Origin of the sequence: Pseudoalteromonas sp. 1CM17D (assembly GCF_023161805.1) — a bacterium.
Classification (GTDB): domain Bacteria; phylum Pseudomonadota; class Gammaproteobacteria; order Enterobacterales; family Alteromonadaceae; genus Pseudoalteromonas; species Pseudoalteromonas atlantica.
The window spans coordinates 148716-168709 of record NZ_JALNTP010000005.1 but is presented as its reverse complement, the minus strand read 5'-3'; the positions used below and the strand labels follow the sequence as shown (position 1 = coordinate 168709).

The 19994-nt window shown below is 38.6% G+C and carries 16 protein-coding genes; all 16 read right to left on the bottom strand.

Annotated elements, in window-relative coordinates; all coding sequences use genetic code 11:
- Complete coding sequence (locus MSC25_RS11030) at positions 1-291, bottom strand: PAAR domain-containing protein (RefSeq protein WP_096042749.1); 291 nt, start codon at positions 289-291, stop codon at positions 1-3.
- A 37-nt stretch (positions 292-328) separates the two neighbouring features.
- Entirely contained in the window at positions 329-685 is a 357-nt protein-coding gene (locus tag MSC25_RS11025; RefSeq protein WP_024032868.1) for a hypothetical protein, read from the bottom strand.
- Between the two features lie 7 nt (positions 686-692).
- Positions 693-2570: a type VI secretion system tip protein TssI/VgrG gene (tssI, locus tag MSC25_RS11020; RefSeq protein WP_248443415.1), complete on the bottom strand. Its 1878-nt coding sequence runs from the start codon at positions 2568-2570 to the stop codon at positions 693-695.
- Positions 2571-2644: 74 nt separating this feature from the next.
- Positions 2645-3124, bottom strand: a complete 480-nt coding sequence (locus MSC25_RS11015) for a type VI secretion system tube protein Hcp (RefSeq protein WP_055015742.1) — start codon at positions 3122-3124, stop codon at positions 2645-2647.
- 238 nt (positions 3125-3362) lie between these two features.
- Entirely contained in the window at positions 3363-5966 is a 2604-nt protein-coding gene (gene tssH / locus MSC25_RS11010) for a type VI secretion system ATPase TssH (RefSeq protein ID WP_248443414.1), read from the bottom strand.
- A gap of 22 nt (positions 5967-5988) precedes the next feature.
- Entirely contained in the window at positions 5989-6978 is a 990-nt protein-coding gene (gene tssG, locus MSC25_RS11005) for a type VI secretion system baseplate subunit TssG (RefSeq protein ID WP_096042746.1), read from the bottom strand.
- Positions 6975-8801: a type VI secretion system baseplate subunit TssF gene (gene tssF, locus MSC25_RS11000; RefSeq protein WP_248443413.1), complete on the bottom strand. Its 1827-nt coding sequence runs from the start codon at positions 8799-8801 to the stop codon at positions 6975-6977. Before tssF ends, tssG begins: the two co-directional genes overlap by 4 nt.
- Positions 8798-9283, bottom strand: coding sequence for a type VI secretion system baseplate subunit TssE (gene tssE, locus MSC25_RS10995; protein ID WP_064387136.1), 486 nt, complete (start codon positions 9281-9283; stop codon positions 8798-8800). Before tssE ends, tssF begins: the two co-directional genes overlap by 4 nt.
- A 17-nt stretch (positions 9284-9300) precedes the next feature.
- Positions 9301-10077: a type VI secretion system accessory protein TagJ gene (locus tag MSC25_RS10990; RefSeq protein ID WP_248443412.1), complete on the bottom strand. Its 777-nt coding sequence runs from the start codon at positions 10075-10077 to the stop codon at positions 9301-9303.
- Between the two features lie 2 nt (positions 10078-10079).
- Positions 10080-11606 (bottom strand): type VI secretion system contractile sheath large subunit, encoded by a 1527-nt coding sequence (gene tssC / locus MSC25_RS10985; RefSeq protein WP_248443410.1) that lies wholly within the window; start codon positions 11604-11606, stop codon positions 10080-10082.
- Positions 11607-11642: 36 nt separating this feature from the next.
- Positions 11643-13133 (bottom strand): type VI secretion system contractile sheath large subunit, encoded by a 1491-nt coding sequence (gene tssC / locus MSC25_RS10980; RefSeq protein ID WP_055015749.1) that lies wholly within the window; start codon positions 13131-13133, stop codon positions 11643-11645.
- A complete protein-coding gene (gene tssB / locus MSC25_RS10975) occupies positions 13130-13633 on the bottom strand; it encodes a type VI secretion system contractile sheath small subunit (protein ID WP_055015750.1) in 504 nt (167 codons plus the stop codon). The genes tssC (MSC25_RS10980) and tssB overlap by 4 nt, the downstream gene beginning before the upstream one ends.
- A 16-nt stretch (positions 13634-13649) precedes the next feature.
- Positions 13650-14762 carry a type VI secretion system protein TssA gene (gene tssA, locus MSC25_RS10970; RefSeq protein ID WP_096042741.1) on the bottom strand — a complete coding sequence of 371 codons (1113 nt, stop codon included), beginning with the start codon at positions 14760-14762 and terminating at the stop codon, positions 13650-13652.
- A gap of 221 nt (positions 14763-14983) precedes the next feature.
- Positions 14984-15781: a protein phosphatase 2C domain-containing protein gene (locus MSC25_RS10965; RefSeq protein WP_024032880.1), complete on the bottom strand. Its 798-nt coding sequence runs from the start codon at positions 15779-15781 to the stop codon at positions 14984-14986.
- A complete protein-coding gene (gene tagF, locus MSC25_RS10960) occupies positions 15774-16502 on the bottom strand; it encodes a type VI secretion system-associated protein TagF (RefSeq protein WP_024032881.1) in 729 nt (242 codons plus the stop codon). The genes MSC25_RS10965 and tagF overlap by 8 nt, the downstream gene beginning before the upstream one ends.
- Positions 16484-19993 carry a type VI secretion system membrane subunit TssM gene (gene tssM / locus MSC25_RS10955; protein WP_248443408.1) on the bottom strand — a complete coding sequence of 1170 codons (3510 nt, stop codon included), beginning with the start codon at positions 19991-19993 and terminating at the stop codon, positions 16484-16486. The genes tagF and tssM overlap by 19 nt, the downstream gene beginning before the upstream one ends.
- Position 19994: the final 1 nt, after the last annotated feature.

Genomic DNA, 19994 nt, shown 5'->3' with positions numbered 1-19994 from the left:
TTAGCCACCTATTAATACAGTAGGGTTACCAACAACAATTTTTCCGCCGTGGGAGCTATCATCACCCATTCGAGCTGCGGGTTTACCGTTAATTTTTACGCTACCAGAGCCTGACTTTATGCTGTCGGGTGGGCCAATACACACTAACATATCGCCTTTACGTGCTGCGGGCATGCTACCTATTAATACATTAGTTGAGCCTACCACAACAGGGCCGCCAACATGCGGGACTGTACCTGTGGTTTTAGGGCATACATGCATATGACCAATTGTAGCTGCGGGCTTACCCATAAAGACTCCTTGTCTTATTTACTTTTTGACAATAAAACTAATCAAATAAAGGAATAATTAATAATTTACTTTGAGAAACTAAACCCGATAAGGTATCTACTAATTCTGCCTTACTATAATCCGAAATTGATACCGGGCTTTGTAATGCGTACTGATACAAAGCGGCTATGGTATCTTCACTATTTAAAGCATTATGTAAATTACTTAAAAACTGATTAGCATAATAACCATCCATAGCTTTTAAATGCGTTAATGCAGGATTTAGCAATGGATCATCTGGCCTATTTATTGGCAAACAAATTAAATACGGCAAACCGTAACGGCAATATACAACGTAACCATTATTATTAATGCCATTTCTATGCCCTGTATAAAAGCTATTTATTATTTCCATAACTGCACTAATTTAATTTAATCATGCCGGCAGATAAAGTAATGGCGCTACCATCAACTTTAACGTTACTGCCTTTAATGTCTATATTAGTGCCTTCTATAGTTATATTACCGCTGCTGCTCATTTTAATTTGTGCAGAGCCTGTTTTAATTACTATTTCATCACCAGCTTCAATATTAAGTGTTTTACCCACTTTTAACGTGTCGTTTTCACCTATATCGTCACTGCGATTTTTAGCCACTTTTAGTGTTTCATTATTGCCAATATCAACTTTTCGATCGTTGCCAATTTCAATATTATGGTCGTGATCTGTTTTGTCGTTTTGGTCATTTTTTACGTAAAGCTGCTTATCTTTTTCTGCTTGAATATAAACCAGCTCGCTGCCTTTTTTATCCTCAAACCTTAGCTCATTAAAGTTATCGGCTCCGCCTTCTTTGGTAGAGCGTGTTTTAATACCACTTTGTGTTTTTTCGCCAGGTAGTGCATACGGAGGCATTAAATCTGCGTTGTACACTGCTCCGCTAATAATTGGTTGGTCTGGGTCGCCATTTATAAAGTCTACAAGTACTTCTTGGCCTACCCGAGGGAAGAAAAATGCCCCCCACTTTTTACCTGCCCAATTTTGCGCAACACGGATCCAACACGAGCTTTTTGAATCTTTTTTACCTTCTCGGTCCCAGTCAAATTGCACTTTTACGCGACCATATTGGTCAATCATTATTTCATCGGCGCTGTCGCCAGTTACGATTGCCGTTTGCACACCGTTTATAACTGGTTTTTTCTTATTTATTTGCGCTCTGTAGGGTATATCTTTGGGTACGCATTCAAAATGGTTCGAGTACACTTCTTCTACTGACGACTGCTGAGAGCCAGACTGATTAGGCACCGTTATTGACGTCATCATAGAGGTAATAACAAATGTTTTACCTTCAAGACGTGGATCTTCATGCTTTTTAAAGCTAAAGAGTTTACCCACTGTAAATGAACGACAATCACTGCGACCACTAGAAAGCTTCATGTCTCGCTGTAATGACTCAAGCTGAACAGATGCTAAATTAGCTGCGCGCGGGTGGCATTCTTGCTCGCCCGTGTATTCAAAAATTTCTGATACTGATTGCGTCGGGAGCTGTGGGTTTGCTTGCTCTCCGTCTGGGTAGCGTGATGGCTGCTTAAAGTCGTAACCAACGCGTTTAAAGCTGCCAGGTGCAATGCTTAAACCGCCCTGCCAACGCGATACGTGTGATTCGCTTAAATGGCCAGTTGAATAAACAACTTTAGCTTCGTCACATACCTCGTATGCAGTTATATCATCTGCAAGTACCAGTGTGTGGTTGCTATTGGTGTGCTCAAAAAAGTAAAAAATACCTTCTTGCTGAAAAAGTCGTTGAATAAAGTCAAAGTCTGACTCTTGGTACTGAACACAGTACTCGTATTTAGGGTATGTCTTGCTGGTTTTATCACTAAAGGCAACATTATGTTGACCAAATAGGTCAGCAAATATTTCTTTAATAGTTTTCTTTTGGAATATTCGGCTGTTTTTACGATTGCGCATTGATGCTGCGAACGGAACGATAGTTGCCTGATAATCTATATAGTTTTTTTGTTCTTCTACATCAGCTGTGCGGCTACCATTTGATACTAAATGACTTACTATTCCGTGATAGTAACGTTCACCACCGCCTTGAGCATTTTTTACTTTAATAGATACAGGCTTACCTACTAAATCTTCGTGCGCTATTTGTTTACCAATCGTGTACATATTGGCAGACATAACAAATAAATCTGACATTGCCTCTTGAGCAACAAATCGGGTTAAATAGAGGGCATCTTTACCAGCAGGGGTGCTAATTTGAATTACGTTATTATCTTGTGTTGCTTGTTGCATTCCTTGCCTTTCCCATCCTAAAGATCAAAAAAAGCTCTGAGCAAAAGCTCAGAGCCATTATAAGGTAACAAAAATTACATTTGTTGACCTTTAACACCGCTGTAACCGTATACAAGTGGAGCAGTAATGTTATTTTTGTCGTCTGTTGGAGTAACAGTCATCATCATTTCTGTGTAGCTGATAGTGATTGTTTCAATAGGACGATCGTTTTGAACTGATACAGAGTAGCTAGAAATCATTGCATCTGTAAGTTCGATTTTCATGATTTCTTCAACTTTATCACCTTGCTTAGTGATATGGAAAATAGCTGGAAGGCCTTTACCAATAGTTGCTTCTTTGAAAAGATCCGGAGATGCTTTATCTTGAAGTTTAGTGATAGTTACATCGCCAAGACGAGTAGAGCTAGACTCACGGTCCATTGCTGTACCAGTTGCTGCACTAATTTCACGGCTTACATTCCAATCTAAAGATAATACTGTGATTAAATCTTTGAAAGACTCAGCCGTAGTTTCGCCTTTGATTGGACCGTATTTTAAATATGTATTTGCTTGCATTTGATAATGCTCCTTTTAATTAAACAATGTTATCCATTTAGACTGGATTATTTACTTTGGTTTCCCAAAAATTCCTTTGAAATCATTATCTTTAATACAGCAATGAAAAGGCCTTCAGATTCCTTTCCTTAGATGAAGACAATGTCTCAAAAATTCCATGTAGTGAATTAAGGCAACAAAATTATAATACCCTAAAATCAAAGAAACAACCTTAATACAAAGTTAATTTAAATAAAGTTTAATTTAACTCAATATTAAATTCATTATCTTTTACAGCCAACTTTATACTATTTATTTTTTTATCATCAATCATACTAGAAAGTAAAACTTCAGATAATAATGGTAATAATTTATTTTGCAAAATAGTGTGTATGTTCCTAGCACCGGACCCTGCATTTTGGCAATTATCAATTATATATTCTATTACGTCATTTTCATATTTAAGCTCAGCATCGTAATGCTTGTTAACGCGTTGAACAATTTTTGCTATTTGTAATGAGGCAATTTCTGAAAGGATATCGTCACTTAGTGGGATGTACGGAATTACATTAATACGACCTAAAAAAGCAGGCTTAAATGAAGCGAGTAAATCATCTTGTAATGCTTTTAATAAGCCTTTAATACTTGGCTTACTTTCTTCGTCTTCAAATAAGCTCATGGTGGTATCAGTACCCACATTTGAGGTCATAATTATAATTGTATTTTTGAAGTCGATATCTCGACCTTCACCGTCTTTTATTGTACCTTTATCAAATACTTGATAAAAAATATCTTGCACACCAGGATGTGCTTTTTCCATTTCATCAAGCAGCACTACGCTGTATGGTTTTCTTCTTACGGCTTCGGTTAATATGCCACCTTCGCCATAACCTACATACCCAGGAGGTGAACCAAGCAGTAGTGATACTTTATGCTCTTCTTTGAACTCAGACATATTAATAATGGTGACATTTTCTTCACTGCCATACACTTCTTGTGCAAGCGAAAGTGCAGTCTCGGTTTTACCTACACCACTTGGACCTGCCAACATAAAAATACCGTTAGGTCGGCTTTCATCTGCTAGTTGGGCGCGAGATGTTTGCACTACCTTAGCGATTAAATCTAACCCATGGTCTTGCCCTACAACACGTTTTTTCATTTGCTGTGCAAGGTTTAAAATGCCATGTATTTCATCTTCGTGCATTTTACCTACAGGTATGCCAGTCCAATCTGATATAACCTGTGCAATAAGCTCTTCATCCACTTGCCAATGAACCATATTATGTTCAAAAGCAGTTAACTTTTCTTTACTCTGCTTAAGATTGGCTAAAATTTCATCTGATGAATTTTCTTGATCTGAGTTAATAGACTCGAGCGCCTTATTAAGCTCAGCAACAATTTCTTTTTCTACTTTAAATTGCTCTGTTAATGGCGCTAACTGCTCTTCAATAGTTACAAGTTCAGTTTTAAGTGTGTCTAGCTGCACTGAATGATCTAAACCTGTTTTCTGTTCACGGTGTAGCATCTGCACTTGTGTTTCTATTTCGCTTAATCGATTTACAAGTTGCTCTATAGTGTTTGGTGTAGAGGCTTGGCTCATTGCCACCCGCGCGCAGGCAGTATCTAATAATGCCACCGCTTTATCGGGTAGTTGCCTTGCCGTAATATAGCGATGCGATAAGTGCACTGCACTTTCGAGTGCTTGTTCAGAAATAAATACTTTGTGGTGTTTTTCCATTACGGGCACTAAACCACGTAACATAGCCACTGCTTTTTCTGGCGTTGGCTCTTCTACTTTTACCACTTGGAAGCGGCGTGTTAGAGCAGCATCTTTTTCAAAAAACTTTTTATATTCAGCCCACGTTGTAGCAGCAATGGTTCTAAGTTCGCCGCGAGCAAGTGCTGGTTTTAATAAGTTAGCAGCATCGTTTTGGCCTGCGGCTCCACCGCTACCAATCATTGTATGAGCTTCATCAATAAATAAAATAACCGGGTTAACTGAATTTTTTACTTCGTTAATTAATGATTTAAGACGATTTTCAAACTCGCCTTTCATACCTGCGCCAGCTTGTAATAGTGCTAAATCTAAGCTGTGAATTTTTACATTCTGCAGCACGGCCGGTACATCTTTTTGTGCAATTCTTAAAGCTAAGCCTTCAACTACGGCTGTTTTACCTACACCCGCTTCACCGGTTAAAATAGGGTTGTTTTGACGGCGTCTGGTCAAAATATCAACCATCTGGCGAATTTCGAAGTCGCGTCCTAAAATAGGATCTATTTTTCCGGCTTTTGCTTGAGCAGTTAAATCAACAGTAAATTGGTCAAGGCTCGGGGTTTTAGAGTTTGTAGCCGATTGGCTAGCCGTGTTTTGTACTGAATGATTACGCTCTTGCGATTGAGCAACTATTTCTGGCCACGCATGAAGCAACTGCCCTGGCTCTATTTTATTAAATAACTTACTGCAACGGGTTACTAAGCTCGATAAGGTATCGTCTTTTACAAGCGTATAAATAACGTAGGCACTGCGAATTTGATTATCTGTAAACTCAATACTGGTACTTAACCAAGATTGCTTTAATAAGCTAGTAACATGTACAGATAAACTAGGTGATGACTCACTACCGGTTTTAAACGCTTCTAAAGATTGATTTAAGTCTTGTTTTACTTTTTCAATATCAATGTCAAAAGAGCCAAAAATAAGTCTAACATCATCTAGTTGTTGCTCAATCATGGCAAGTAACCAGTGTTCAAGCTCCACTGTAAAGTGGCTTCTGCTATTACAAATTGCAACCGCCGCCTCTAGGCTTTTTCTGCAATCAGGGCTTAGTTTTTCAACTAATTTATTGAGTGTCATCGAAGACATACAGTGTTCCTTTTAATTTTAATTATCCCTTAAACGATAACTTAGTAGGGTTAGATTTTGATTTGTTATTTTGTACTGCTAAAAAAGAATTAATTCCAAGTTGGGCTTTATCCTCTAAAAGCTGGGCTGTATCTAAACATGTAAAATCAGCTTCAATTATTAAACGAAACTGAATAGAGTTTCCTATATAATCTTTTGTGATTTTTTTTGCCAATTGAAACAACTCACCCCTTGGTAAAAGTTGTTTGACTTTGCAAGGCTTATTGGGTTTTATATGCACTTCTATGCTAGAAGACACATCCCATACCTGCTTACCTATCACTGAATCAACCCCGAGCCGCGCATGTTGACCTTCATACATAACTTGACTAGCTAAAGCCGTTTGTTCTTGCAACTTTAGCTCATACCACTGACCAACCATCTGATTTATTTTTACTTCACAGCCAAGATAAGAACCAAGCACACTTTGTAAGTCAAAAGCATTGCGAATTTTTCGGCTGTACAAACCTGAAAAGTGCAACTGATGTTCATTATACCCACCACTTAATAGCCCCAACATTTGAGTATACGGGTCTTTTTTTTTGTCGTTATTTATATGATTTAGTGAAGGTTTATATTTTTTCCAAGCTCGGTAATACAAAGAAATCAGGCGATGGTTAAACATGTCATAAAAATCGCGCATGGTTGTGTCTTTATAGCGCAGCCTTTGCATAACCAGTTCGCTATAAAATTGCGGTAATGCACCAGAGCAGCCAGTTAACCCCATAAATGACACCTGTATATTTACTTTATGCAAGCCATCTTCAAAACCAGCTTCTTCAAGCTTAGTAATTGAATTTCCCGGGTAGCCAAACTTTTGTGTTGCCGTAAATTTTATTAATTCTTGTTTTGGGTTGCTATCGTAGCCAACGTGGCGATAATCAAAGCCACGCTTTTTAAGCTGGTTTTCAATTATGAAAACCGCTTTATAAAAATCGACTTGAGAAGCTTGGGCGATCAGTTGCTTTATCATAATAGTGGTCTGTCACCTACGCGCGCAGGCCACTGATAATATATTTGCTCTTGCTCTTTTAAACGCAAGCTCAAACGTGTGTAACTATTTATAGCGGCAAACTGAGCAAAGAAATGATCCAACACTGCGGCAAAAAAGAACATGCCACTGCCCGAAAAATCATCGTTAGCAAAAGTAATTTCTATTTCGCTGCCAGTTACAAAACTTACCCTGCCTTTTTGAATAACACGCGCGGTTGCAGGCTCAATACTAACGCGATATATATTATCTATTAGCCCTTTGGTTTGAGGCGATGCTCTAAAGTCATATAAACGAAGTACTTCTTTTAATTTATTACACGCATCTTCACCGCTAAACGTATCGAGTGTTAAATGATTAACAAGCTGCCAGCGCGTTGCATCGGCTAATACGGGTCTAACTGCATGTGTAAAAGGTGCTAAACAACGAATTTTTTTAATTACATCGCCGCGCTCTGGCATCAGTAATCCAAGCTCATCGTCGCCAAATGGCATACTCGCAGGTAAATTACGGTTGCTACAATGTGCGCGTACAGTGAGTACAGAGTTACCTTCACCATATTCCATAGCGCTGTTTTCAAATTTGGCATCTACCAATGACATAAATGTCTCGGTGCCAGACTCTACATAACCGCCCGCCCACGACGCTGTTTCTCTTCTTATATGCCAAAATAGGTCTTCGTGACCTTGATAATTTGGATGAGTTTGACCATAAAATGGCGCAACGACTTGTTTATTACCTTTGTGATCAAACGCTATAACCTCTGAAATACCAATCACTTCAGAAATTTCTGAGTCCATATAACGCGGTGCAAGTTGATACTCGTATTCACTTATCTCAGGGCGAATTGGCTCAAGTTCTTGTTCAAATAAGTTAATTATTGGCGTGCACCCGAGTAAAAACATATCCTCATCAACCTGTTTCTCAAGCTCACTTGACTCAGTATCAAGGTATATATAGATATCACATTTGTTGGAGTTTTTAGGTAATGCACCGCGTATGCCTTCAAGTTCAAAAAAACGAAACTTCTCAGGAAAAGTAAAGTTTTCAACCAATAAACGATAACCGGCAGCAGAGCGCTGAGAGTAAGGCACAACCGCTTCGTGTGTTTCAAACCCGACCGCTTTTAATTGGTTTTTTGATAAGTATTTAATGCCTTCTACGCCATTATCTATGGCTATACCAATGCTGTGTTTGAATAACAGTTCGTACACTTTAAGAGTATGGTGCCACTGCCCGTTTATATATACGCGAAGTTTTTCTAAACCAGTTTCTGCAAGCGAAACGCCCTTGTATTCACCGGTTAGCTCTAACTTAAATATAGACTTTGCCTTTTCATGCCAACGCGGCTTAGGCGCTACAAAAGGGCTGTTATCAAACTGGGCTTTAGTGATTTCAATGGGCCAAAGGTAGGTTTCGTAACAGGTTTGAAACTTACATTGCTTCATAGAATCAACGTTAGTTTCAACTTCACTTGCTCTTGGGATGACAACACCCGCGGTTGAAAGGTTTTCGGCTTCTAATTTTACAATCGACATAGAAGGGATAGGTGCTTGATAATCTGGTAGCATCTGCCCTAATAAAGCATCCGTTAATTCAGGAAAACTGTCATCTAGCTTTTGTCTAATATTGGCTGTTAAAAATGCAAACGATTCAATAAGCCGTGATACATGAGGGTCTTCAACATGATCTTCACTAAGCTTTAAACGCCCAGCTACTTTTGGGTATTTCTCAGCAAAGTCTTTACCTAAATGACGCACAAATGCTAATTCACGATTGTAATACTTTAATAATTCATCGTTCATAATGATGCCTCAATAATCTTCATACCTAAATTTACGGGCTCTACCTCAGAATCAAAGCTTATAAATTCTGGTTCAGGATCAGCGTATAAAAGCGCATTAATACGCAAGTTTAAAACGCGATTAACCGGCACTTCTTCATCAGTAAATACTTCAACTTCTAAAAATCGTGGCTCAAATTTTAAAATAGTGTTTCTAACTGTCTCGCATAGCAGTGCTCGACCTTCGTGAGAACTGACCGACATACTTGAAAAATCAGGTAAACCGTACGATAAACACGATGTAGCAAGCTCACTATATTGTGTAGGCCACGTATGCCATTGAATTCGGGCGTTAAGCAGTGCTTCTATATCTCTGCGCACATTTTTACGTAGCTCACTTATTGTGATCCCTTCGGTACGCGATGGTGCATCTTGAAAGTCAGGCTCATCATCAATGAGCCTATCTAAAATAGATGCTTGAAGCTGCTGCTTATGTTCTATCATTATTGCTCAAATATAAATTATGCTGCTTCTACAGCATTAATTTTTAAATTAGGAATTGTGATGGCTTCATCATTCACAAACAGCATTTTCATGCCTTTACCAATAATGAATTCATCTTTGAGTTCAACCCAGTCCGAAACCTGACCTAATTTTTCAAGATCCGATTCAGCATTGGCATAGACAAGCGGTAAATGTGCTGTGCCTGAAGGGCCTTCTTTAATCGTTATTTCAACGCGTAGCCAAATGCTTTCTAATACTGAACTTACAGGCTCTACTTTTATCGACTCAATTTCATCAAAATTTGCCAAGTAAAATTCGCCATTTGTCCCTAATACTTCTAAATAAGGGTTTAATGTATCGTCCAAGTCGCGTGCCACAGACTCTGCATCATTTAACGAACTTACTCTTAAGGTTTCCATTTGTGCAGAAAGCTCAGCGGCTTCGTCTATGTCACCATCTAACAATGCCACATGCATTTTTAAAAACAATGTGTCTATCTCATCAGCATCATGAAATAATTTAGGGATCCCTTTACCTTTGTAAAAGTCTATTCGTGATTGCTGAGCACGGATCAAATGTCTAAGATTTACAGCACCGACAGCAAACTCAGGATTCTTTTGAACCATAAAGTCGAGTTGTTTATCAGCTTTTTCAAGCTCACCATTTATACAAAGTAGCTCAGCGTAGCTACTTCTGATATCAAAATTTAAAGGCTCATCTTGAAGCTCTGCAGCACATAGGCTAAGTGCTTCAGTTAATTTTCCCTCGCGGATTAAGCTTTGTATTTTCTTCATGGTTATTCCTTTATTTTGTGATGAGGACTGAGCTCTGTTATTAATTTAATGCTCGAGACCATTTGATCTAATTGAAAATGGGGTTGTAATTGTAAAACAGAAAAAAAATGACCCGGATTTGCTTTGTTTTCACTTACTTTAATGCGCGCATTGCTCAGTGGGTATTTACTTCTGATTTGCTCTGATGCAGAGTCTGATGCGGTTGTATAGTTATTTATCCACGCTTGTAAATCACGCTCGCATGCATGAGCATTTATGTAAGAGCCCACTCTATCGCGTGCTAATATTTTTAAATAATGTGCAAAGCGTGAAACACATAAAATGTATTGCAACATAGATGAAAGGCGCGCATTAATATTAGCTGCGCTGGATTCGTAATTATTTGCTTTTTGTACCGATGCGTTGCTATAAAAAACGATGTGCTCTGAGTTAGTAACTGATGATGCTGGGATAAATCCAAGTTCAGAAAACTGCTTTTCAAATTTGCTAGTCACCAATAAATCGAGTGGCGGTTTTGCCTCTTTTTGGTATGTATCATTTGCAAAACTATCTTTTGCAAGCCCTGTAACTAGTCCTTTTGACACTTTTCCTGGCTCAATACCTCTAATATGCCCAAACCAACCACTATCGCAATAGGCTCTAATTATTGTTGATACAAACTGAAATGCAGCGTTACCCCATAACATATCTGTTTCGGGGCTTTTAATTTGTTCTTTAAAGTAAAAATCTTGATGGCGTTTACCATCGTTAGTGTAAGGTGCTCTGACTAAAACGTGCGGTAACGTTAAACCAACAAAGCGTGCCTCTTCCATTGCTCTAAAGCTTTGCCACTTTACATATTCAGGTTGCTCAAATTGATTAAATAAATCAGCGTAATACCCGAGATCAGAAAAATTATCTGCACCAAAAAGGTTTGGAGACGCTGAACATATAAAGGGTGAAAATGCAGCAGCCGCGGTACGCGAGATTTCTTTAATAGTATCAATGTCGTTATAAATAGTGCCATTAGAGGGCATATTACTAATTTCGTAGTCGCCAATTACCACACCAAAAGGCTCGCCACCGGCGCTATCAAATTCACTTTGATAAAGTAATTGAAAAAAGTAACTTTGGTCGAAATCTATTGCTTTATTGACATCTTTAGAGAGGGTTGCCCAATCACAGTTTAGTACCTTTATTTTTACTTTATTTTCTTTGTCAAATTGCTCTGTTTGAAGGGTTAACCAATATAAACTCCGCCAGCTTGCTTCTAACTTTTGAAATCGCGTGTGGTGAATTATATTATTTAGTTGCTGAGAAATTAGTTGGTCAAGTTCTACAATTATTCTTTGTAAATAAGGACCAAGCGATTCTTTGCTCCAAGAAATGGGAGAATCAGAAGAGCCTTCAAGCCACAATAACAGTGCCTTATCTAAGTTTTTTTCATATAGAAAACGCTCTAATAAAGCATCATTATCGCTAATTCTAGACTGCGACTTTTGATGAAAAGCGTAGTTTTGATTTATAAATGAAAACTCTTCGTGATTCATTTTACTGCATTATCCTTAACGCTAAAGATTGGCTAATTAACCAATCTCTGGAATTTTAGCTACAAGGCGTAATGAAGAAGTAAGTTCTTCCATTTGTAGCCAAGGTCTTAACCATGCCACTGCGTTATAAGCACCTGGCTGACCTGGTATTTCTTTAACTGATACTTTCGCATCGGCTAACGGGTAGCGTGCTCTGATATCTTGACCACCACCCTCTGTCGCATTTACGTATGATAAAATCCAACGGTTTAGCCATGACTCAACATCTTCTGCTTCCATAAAGCTACCAATTTTATCACGCGCCATCACTTTTAAGTAATGTGCAAAACGAGATGTGGCCATTAAATAAGGTAAGCGTGCTGAAATTGCAGCATTCGCCGTCGCGTCAGGCGTTGAATATACTTGTGGTTTTTGACAGCTTTGCCCACCAAAGAAAACAGCGTAATCAGTATTCTTGTAGTGACATAAAGGTAAGAAACCAAGTTTACTAAGCTCTGCTTCACGACGGTCTGTTATGCCAATTTCCGTTGGGCATTTAAGATCCGGATCACCATCATCACTTGTGAAAATATGCGTTGGTAAGCCTTCAACTTTACCGCCACCCTCAGCACCACGAATCGCAGTACAAAAACCGTATTGTGAAAACGCCTTGGTCATATTAGTGGCCATTGCGTAAGCTGCATTACTCCAGCAGTAGTCACTATTTTCGGTACTTACTGAGCGCCCTGCTTTTGGTTCAACTTCAAACTCTTCATAGTTAAACTCTTCTACAGGTTTAGAAGCTGCACCATAAGGTAAACGTGATAAGAAGCGAGGCATAGTTAACGATACAAAACGTGAATCATCGCTGTCTCTGAACGAGCGCCACTTTGTGTACTCTAATGATTCAAACACTTTTTCTAAATCTCGAGGTTTAGTTAACTCTTCCCAGTTATCAAAGCCGAATAAAGAAGGTGACGAAGCTGCAATAAATGGACAGAAACCAGCCGCTGCCACGTTCGACATTAAGCTTAACGTTTCAACATCTTCTGGGTGGTTAGTAAATTCATAGTCGCCCACAATTGTGCCATAAGGTTCTCCGCCTGGTGTACCAAACTCAGATTCGTAAATCTTTTTAAATGTTTGGCTTTGGTCAAACTCAACTGCTTTACTCAAATCTTTATGCAATTCTTTTTTCTTCATGTTTAAAACACGAATTTTAAGCGTTGAGCTCGTTTCAGAATTCATTACAAGGTGGTGTAACCCACGCCAAGAACCTTCTAGCTTTTGAAACTCATCGCTATGCATGACAACACTAAGCTGTTTTGATATTTTTTGATCAATTAATTGAATTGCTTCATTAAATGTCACAGTCATGTTTTTATTCCATTGAACTGTGCCTTTTAATGCCTCTTCAGTTAACGTTTTAAGAAGCTCTTCTGCGCGACTTGCATCAGTTTGCTTAGTAGCACCAATTGCTTGCTCCAATAACGATGAACTTGCCTCAGCTGTTGACTCTAATTCAGTACTTAGTTGCTCTGCACTCATTTTTCAGTCTCCTCTAGCTTAAGTTCCTTAGCGATAGAATCAAGGTTCGAAGTATTACTTAATACTTCTTCTAAAACATTTTCTAGCTCTTCTGAACGGTCAATCTTAGTCATTAGATCGCGTAATTTATTACGCGTTTCCATTAGTTTACGCAATGGTTCAACCTGATTCACAACAGCCGCAGGCTCAAAATCTTCAATCGATTTAAAGTTAAGACTAACATTAAATTGAGAGTCATCTTCACTTAAAGTGTTTTCAACAACTAAATTTAATGAAGGACTCATACGCTTCAAAACATCATCAAAATTATCACGATCAATCTGAATGAAACGTCTATCTTTTAATGGCTTTAAAACTTCAGTGTTATCTCCTGAGAAATCCCCCATTACACCAACAACAAATGGTAATTCTTTTTTTACTGCTGCACCCTCAGTTTCTACATCATAGGTGATGTGAACGCGAGGCTTACGTACTCGTTTTAATTTATCATGGATACTCATAGAGAACTCCTTTTACTTATGTTTCAGTTTCGCTGATCTTAATGCCAGACAACTTAAAGTACCCGGTCCTAGCATCACTATCTGTTATCAATTCATTTAATAATTCAGGCAGCGATAATTCGCTCCATCGAATCACTTGTTCTATCGTGTAAGACATTGGAGAATGCGGTTCGGTTTTTCTAAAAAACGCCGCTATTTCTTTAAGCTTATTTATTGCATTCTCACGTGAATCAATTGCTTGGCTAATGGCCTTTTTAGGCGCCTCAACTGCATCCTGCTCTTCACCGTTTTGAGTGAGTTGCTCTTGTGTTTGCTCTGATATCAACGCCTGTTCAGCTGCAACAAGTTTGTCTGCAGCAATATGGTTAACAGCCGCCAAACTTACCTCAAGCGCTTGTTTAATATTTGAGGTAGGTTGCGGTTGCCCCGTCACTTTATCCATCACGTCACTAAGCTGGGCAAACTCAGAAATCGCCTCTTCAATATCTTGTTTTAATGTTACAAAAAATTCTGTACTTGTCTCTGCAGCACTTTTTTCGATTAATTCAAAATCAACCGCGCCCTGTGCTAGCTTTTTCTCTCTTTTGTCATCATTAAGCCTCGAAATATCATAGCCTTGCTGATACTCCCAAAATGTAAAAGGGTCTAAGCTAACACTGTCGGTTAAAAGTATGCTTTTAATGGGGATAATCAGAGTCCCCTCACCTGCGGAACCATTCAATCCGCCAAGCGCTGATACTTTGTCTGAAATTTCATCGTCTGCATCAAGGGAGGGATATAGCGCGTCAAAATAATTATCTAATAATTGGCTGGCCACTTTAAAGCCAAAAGCAAGTCCTTTAAAACCATGAATTCGACAAAGGGCTTCAATAAACCACGCTAAATACTCAATATCTTTGCTTTCTGTTTTTAGCGCGTTGCTGCATTGTTCTAATAAAGGTAACCAGTCGCGGGCAAGTGATGAAATACCCTCCTCGTCTACTAGCGCGTTTCTTTCTGCGGCACGAAGTTGGTTTCTTAAATCTTTTAAGGCGTAATAAGTCGACGTAGGAGAAACATCCGAGCGCGGGTCTAAGCCTGCGATTTCAGTTTCAGAAATAGGGGAAATATACTCTTCAAATACAAACATTCCGTCGTCCTAATAATTATCCATAAAACTCCAATAAAGCGGAGTGGATTTCATATTACATTCTTTATATTAAAATACAAGCCCAGTTACAATTGAGTTTAAATCTTAATTGTTGTTTTTATAAAAATAATTAAAATATAATATACTTAATCAATCCATGCCGGAAATTAAAGTAAAAACTCTAAATCAAAAAAGATAGTATTCTTTATATTTAAGATTAACTACTTAGTAAAAAGTGGAATTGTAGCTTCATCTTGAATTTTGTATGTTTCCGATTTGCTACTAAAATTTTCATGGCCATATTTAATTATAATACAGGTAACATTATCGCGTGCACCTCTAACTAAAGAAGAATGCATTAGCGCCATACCTGAATCAATAATACTATTAGGTTCTAATGACAAACATATTTCTTCATCAGACAATTCGCCTGTTAAGCCATCTGAACAAAGTAAGAAAATATCATTAGTATTTACTTCACCTTGTACTACATCTACTTTAACTTCGTCTGTAACGCCCACTGCACGGGTAATCACATTCGAAAGAGGGTGCGTTTTTGCTTCCTCGACTGAAATTACGCCCTCATCGATAAGGTCATTTACTTGGCTATGATCCCGCGATACTTGCTGTAATTGGCCATTTCGCAACATGTATGCCCGGCTGTCACCTACCCACAAAACGTAATATTGATTATCTTTTATAAATAAGGCGGTTACTGTGCTGCCCGCCGTTTTACTTCCTAAGTACTGAGCGCTGTAATCATTTAATTGGCGATTAGCATCTTCAATAGCTGAAACAATATGAGCAACGCTAAGCGTAGCTAGTGTCTTTTCTTCAACTTTTGCTCTAATAACATCTACGACTAGTTGGCTTGCAACTTCACCCGCTTCATGTCCACCCATTCCATCAGCTACTACCCATAAGTTATGGCTATTAATTTCAACATGAGAGTCTTCATTTAATTGCCTAACTGCACCGCGATGAGTTATTGCGTAACTTGTACTTAAATTGCTAATCACTATTTTTTACCTGTGTGTAATTCCATTCCCAATGTTTCCATCGGCCATCTAACATAGCAGCAACTTGGTTAACAGGCGGTAGTCCTGAAGTAACAAGCATCATAGGCTTTATATTGCATGAACCGTGTGTCCACCAAACACTATAATCACCATGCTTTTTATATAAAAGTGCATGTAGGGCGTCTTTTAAAACATCACTTGATAGCTCATCACCTGAGAACTCAAATGCTTCACCTTCTTTATTTTTGTCGCTAGAGGGAGAAATACTAAGCTGCTTTTTAGGCGCTATAAGAGTGCTTATCGATTTAGCAACGTCTTTTCGCCAAGTAAAAAGGTCAACAGAGCTATCGAGCACTTTAAGTACTGTGTCTTCGTACTCTAAGGAGAAAACGCCCGAATTTAATACTTCTATCGGCGCAACTTCTAATGTACTGGCCACTGTAAATGGGTAATGGCGCCCTACTGCATCCATACTCGGTAATAGGGTTCCCATTACGCCTTTATCGCCAACAATATTTGGCGATAAAGCAAAATGCCATACAGGACCTGTTAGGTAGTTATCTTGCCAATTGTCGCCTAACTGTTCTTTACTTACAGCTATAGCTGCTTGCAGCCATTGCTCCCAGTGCTCTGAAAATTCTTTCGAAACGCTGTCTTGAACAAAGTCCCCCAAGCTAGGGACTTTGCCGAGGTAGCCTATATTTATAATCGGGTCGGACATGAAAACTTCTCTACACTTTTATTCCAAAATGGATGCCTAATTGATTTTGGCAATAGCTCAACTTTTGCGTTGTTACCCATGAGAGAAAAATGTAACTCTAAATCCTCACGTGTTTTAGCTCTTTTAGCGCTTAGCTCATCTAGCATGCGATAAAGCGACCATTCACCTTGGTAAGTCGTATTTACTGAGCGGCCTCCATTAGGTGGAGTGAATACAACTCGCGTTTTACTTTGTCCACTTGCGCCTGGCCAAACAAAGTTAGTAACTCTTAAAGGGCCATGGCGGTAAATCATTGATTGACCGTCAATTTCAATCATTAAGCTCGATGTAGTTTTATCCAACGATAGCGGACGTAAGCCAAACTCAATTCTAGGTGTTGCACTTCCACCATCGAAGAATACCGTTTGAATTTGATGGGCTAGTTCAAACATGGCTAGTGTATCAGCGCTTATGCCAATGTCTTTTTCAAACTTCCACGGACTCGAACTCATATCCACACTTGGTGCTACATAGTTAGTGAAGAAGCTATCAATAGTGCCATCTGGTCCAAAGAAGCGTGTAAAGTCTTTCATATTCACTTCTTTTTGTGCATAAGGAGAGAAAGGGTATCGGCCCACAATAGCTGCGTTGTACTCACGTAAAACTTGGCTTTTCCAAATCTCATTTAAGTGTCTGTTAGCGCTATTTTTAGTGATATTACTGGTATCTCTGCTTATATCTAATAACCAGCTATTAAATGGGTAAGGTAGATCACGGCTTTGGAACTCAAGCTGGCGAATGAAACTAGGTTTACTTTTTCCACTGATTTGATCTTTTATTGATGACTTTAACTGATCACCTCTATCAAGCTTAGTTAGATATACATTAAGCTCTCTGAGGTTTTTCTGAATGTTATCTAATTGCTGAGCATCAATATTTATAACATCTTCAAACGCTTCTTCAACCTGATAACCTGGCAGTTTAATGTCAAACTTAGGCGCTTCGTCAGGTAAAAAACGTTTAATCCTGTTAGCTTTAGTTTGCATTGCAATTTCAGCGGCATTAGCGGCAACTTTACCCGCTGCTTTTTGATTCTCTGACACCGGCAGTTTGGTTAGTTGCACATTTTTTTGCACAGCCATAATAATGTTTTTAATCGGTGCTTCTGAGCCAGCAAGTACATCAGTAATATTCACCCCCTCAGCCGGTGAGCTGTACTGATTCAGGCTTAAATCGTCGATAAATGATTGCCAAAAAAAGACATAATCTTGGAAATAACGCTGCTCTAATTTCTTTTCAATCTCTTCTTTAGAAATATCATAAGTGCCCGATGCTTCCTCGCCATATACCCAGCTGCTTGCCATCAAATTTCCAAGCATTTTACTTTTTTCAACATTAAAAATGCCGTGAAAACCGTTAAAGGTATATAAACCAGGGATACTTCGAGTCAGCTCGCCATTGTTTCTGAATGTGAATTTTTGCGCACTTTCAAAACTAATAATGTCTGTTAATCTAAATGGCGGAATGCTGCTATCAAGAAAATCAGCTTGTAGGCGTTGGTATGCTCTTTCGGCTATTGGTAACTTAGTTAATTCAGCTCTAGCTATACGCACTGCTTGATTATCTATTTTGGTTTGACTAACACCAAGCTCTAGTAAGGCAGCAATGTGGTTCATTAACTGGCCGCGAGTTAGCGCATTTTTATCACCCGGTAGATTTCTTTCTAGGTATGCATTAAACCAAGCCGAAATATCTTCACTTTCAAAGTACTCAGGTTGGAATAGCATTAAATAGCACTTTAGCGTCTCGTATAAATAGCTAAGGTGCTCTGGGTGGGCTTCCATTTCTTTAATTAACGTATTTGCGATATAGGGTTCTAAATACGTTTGTAGAGACCTGTTATAGGCTTGTGTAGATGACTGTTTAATTTCATTAAGCTTATTAAAACCTATTGACTGAGATTCATCGTCATCAACTAACGCAGGGTTGTTAGCTGGTAAGTTTCTTAGCGCATTGAGTCTGTCGTTTAATACTAATAAGTTGCTTCTATCAAACGAGGCGGCATCTAACTCCTGATAAGTTTCAATGGCTTCATCTGTAGCAGCCATTAAATTATTATTCCATGCAAAGCTAAAGTACCACGAAATAGAAAAACCAATTACCGCAATACTGGCTAAAGAAATACTACCTACTCTCAGCCATTTGTTTTGCTTATCGTGATGTTTGTTAGTGCTAGCTAGGTTTTGCTCAGGGAAAATTACACCTTCTAAAACGTTTTTGATAAAGAAGCTTTTCGATTGATTTATATAATTAGAATCTGCTGAGTTTACATCATTTAAAAAGCTAGCTGGCTTCCCTTCTTGAGTTGCACTGGTCAAATACACGCCCCTAAACATAGGGAGTTCTTCATAAGCGTTAGGGGTAAAAATTTCTTTTAAAAACGCATCGCCCACACCTTGTAGCACACGAAGTTGTCTCGGAAATTCGAAAATTTTGGCTCGTATTTCTTCATTACGCTCGTTAATCAGCCTACGATTAAGCATTTCTGTCAGTTTTGAAATTAATGCGTGAAACTCTTTGTTAAATGCTTCAACTTGAGTGTCTTTATCTAGGTCTAACTCAAAAGTAACACCCCAAACTTGCTCGCATTCCTCTTCTGTAAGCTCGCCAAAAAACTCTCTAAAACCTTCAATTAAATCAACTTTAGAAAGAATAACGTATACCGGAAAAGTCATACCCAACTGATTTTGTAACTCTTGTAAGCGCTGTTTAATTGCGCGGGCATGTAGGTTACGCTCTGTTTTAGTTTGACTCATGAGCTCAGAAATACCCATGCTGATCATTACACCGTTAATAGGACGTAGAGGGCGGTACTTGCGTAAAAGCCCTAAAAAGCCCTCCCATGCGCGTGAGTCATGTTTTGCGTGGCTACTTTGTGTAGTGTATCGCCCTGCGGTATCGATAAGTACGGCTTTATTAGTGAACCACCAATCACAGTTTCGTGTACCACCAACACCGTGGACTAAATCAACACCTAACTTATCTTTTAACGGATAGTCTAAGCCTGAGTTATTAATAACCGTTGTTTTACCGGCCCCAGGCGGGCCAATCATAATATACCAAGGTAATTGATATATATTTTTACCTTTAAATAGCTTTACATCTTTGAGTAAGTTGATGGCTTCATTCATGCGATTTTTTAACGTGGTGATCTCTTCATTCACCTCGTTACTGTTCGACTCATCGCTTTCAATTAGCTCATCAGCCATTTTCTCATCGCGTTTGCTTTGTTGCGTTAAGCTATAAATTTTGGTGATAGCAAACACTAAAATAACAAACAAAATAGTTAACAGCCGTGCTGCTACACTCTCTAAAGGGATAAAGTCAGCAATCGCAATAAGCGGACCACCAAACCAAATTAATAAAGATAACGCCAAAAAGCCGATAATTAACATGGCTGTTTTAGAAGTAAGTACGTAAGTAATTTTTTTTATTTTGTGTGAAAAACTCATG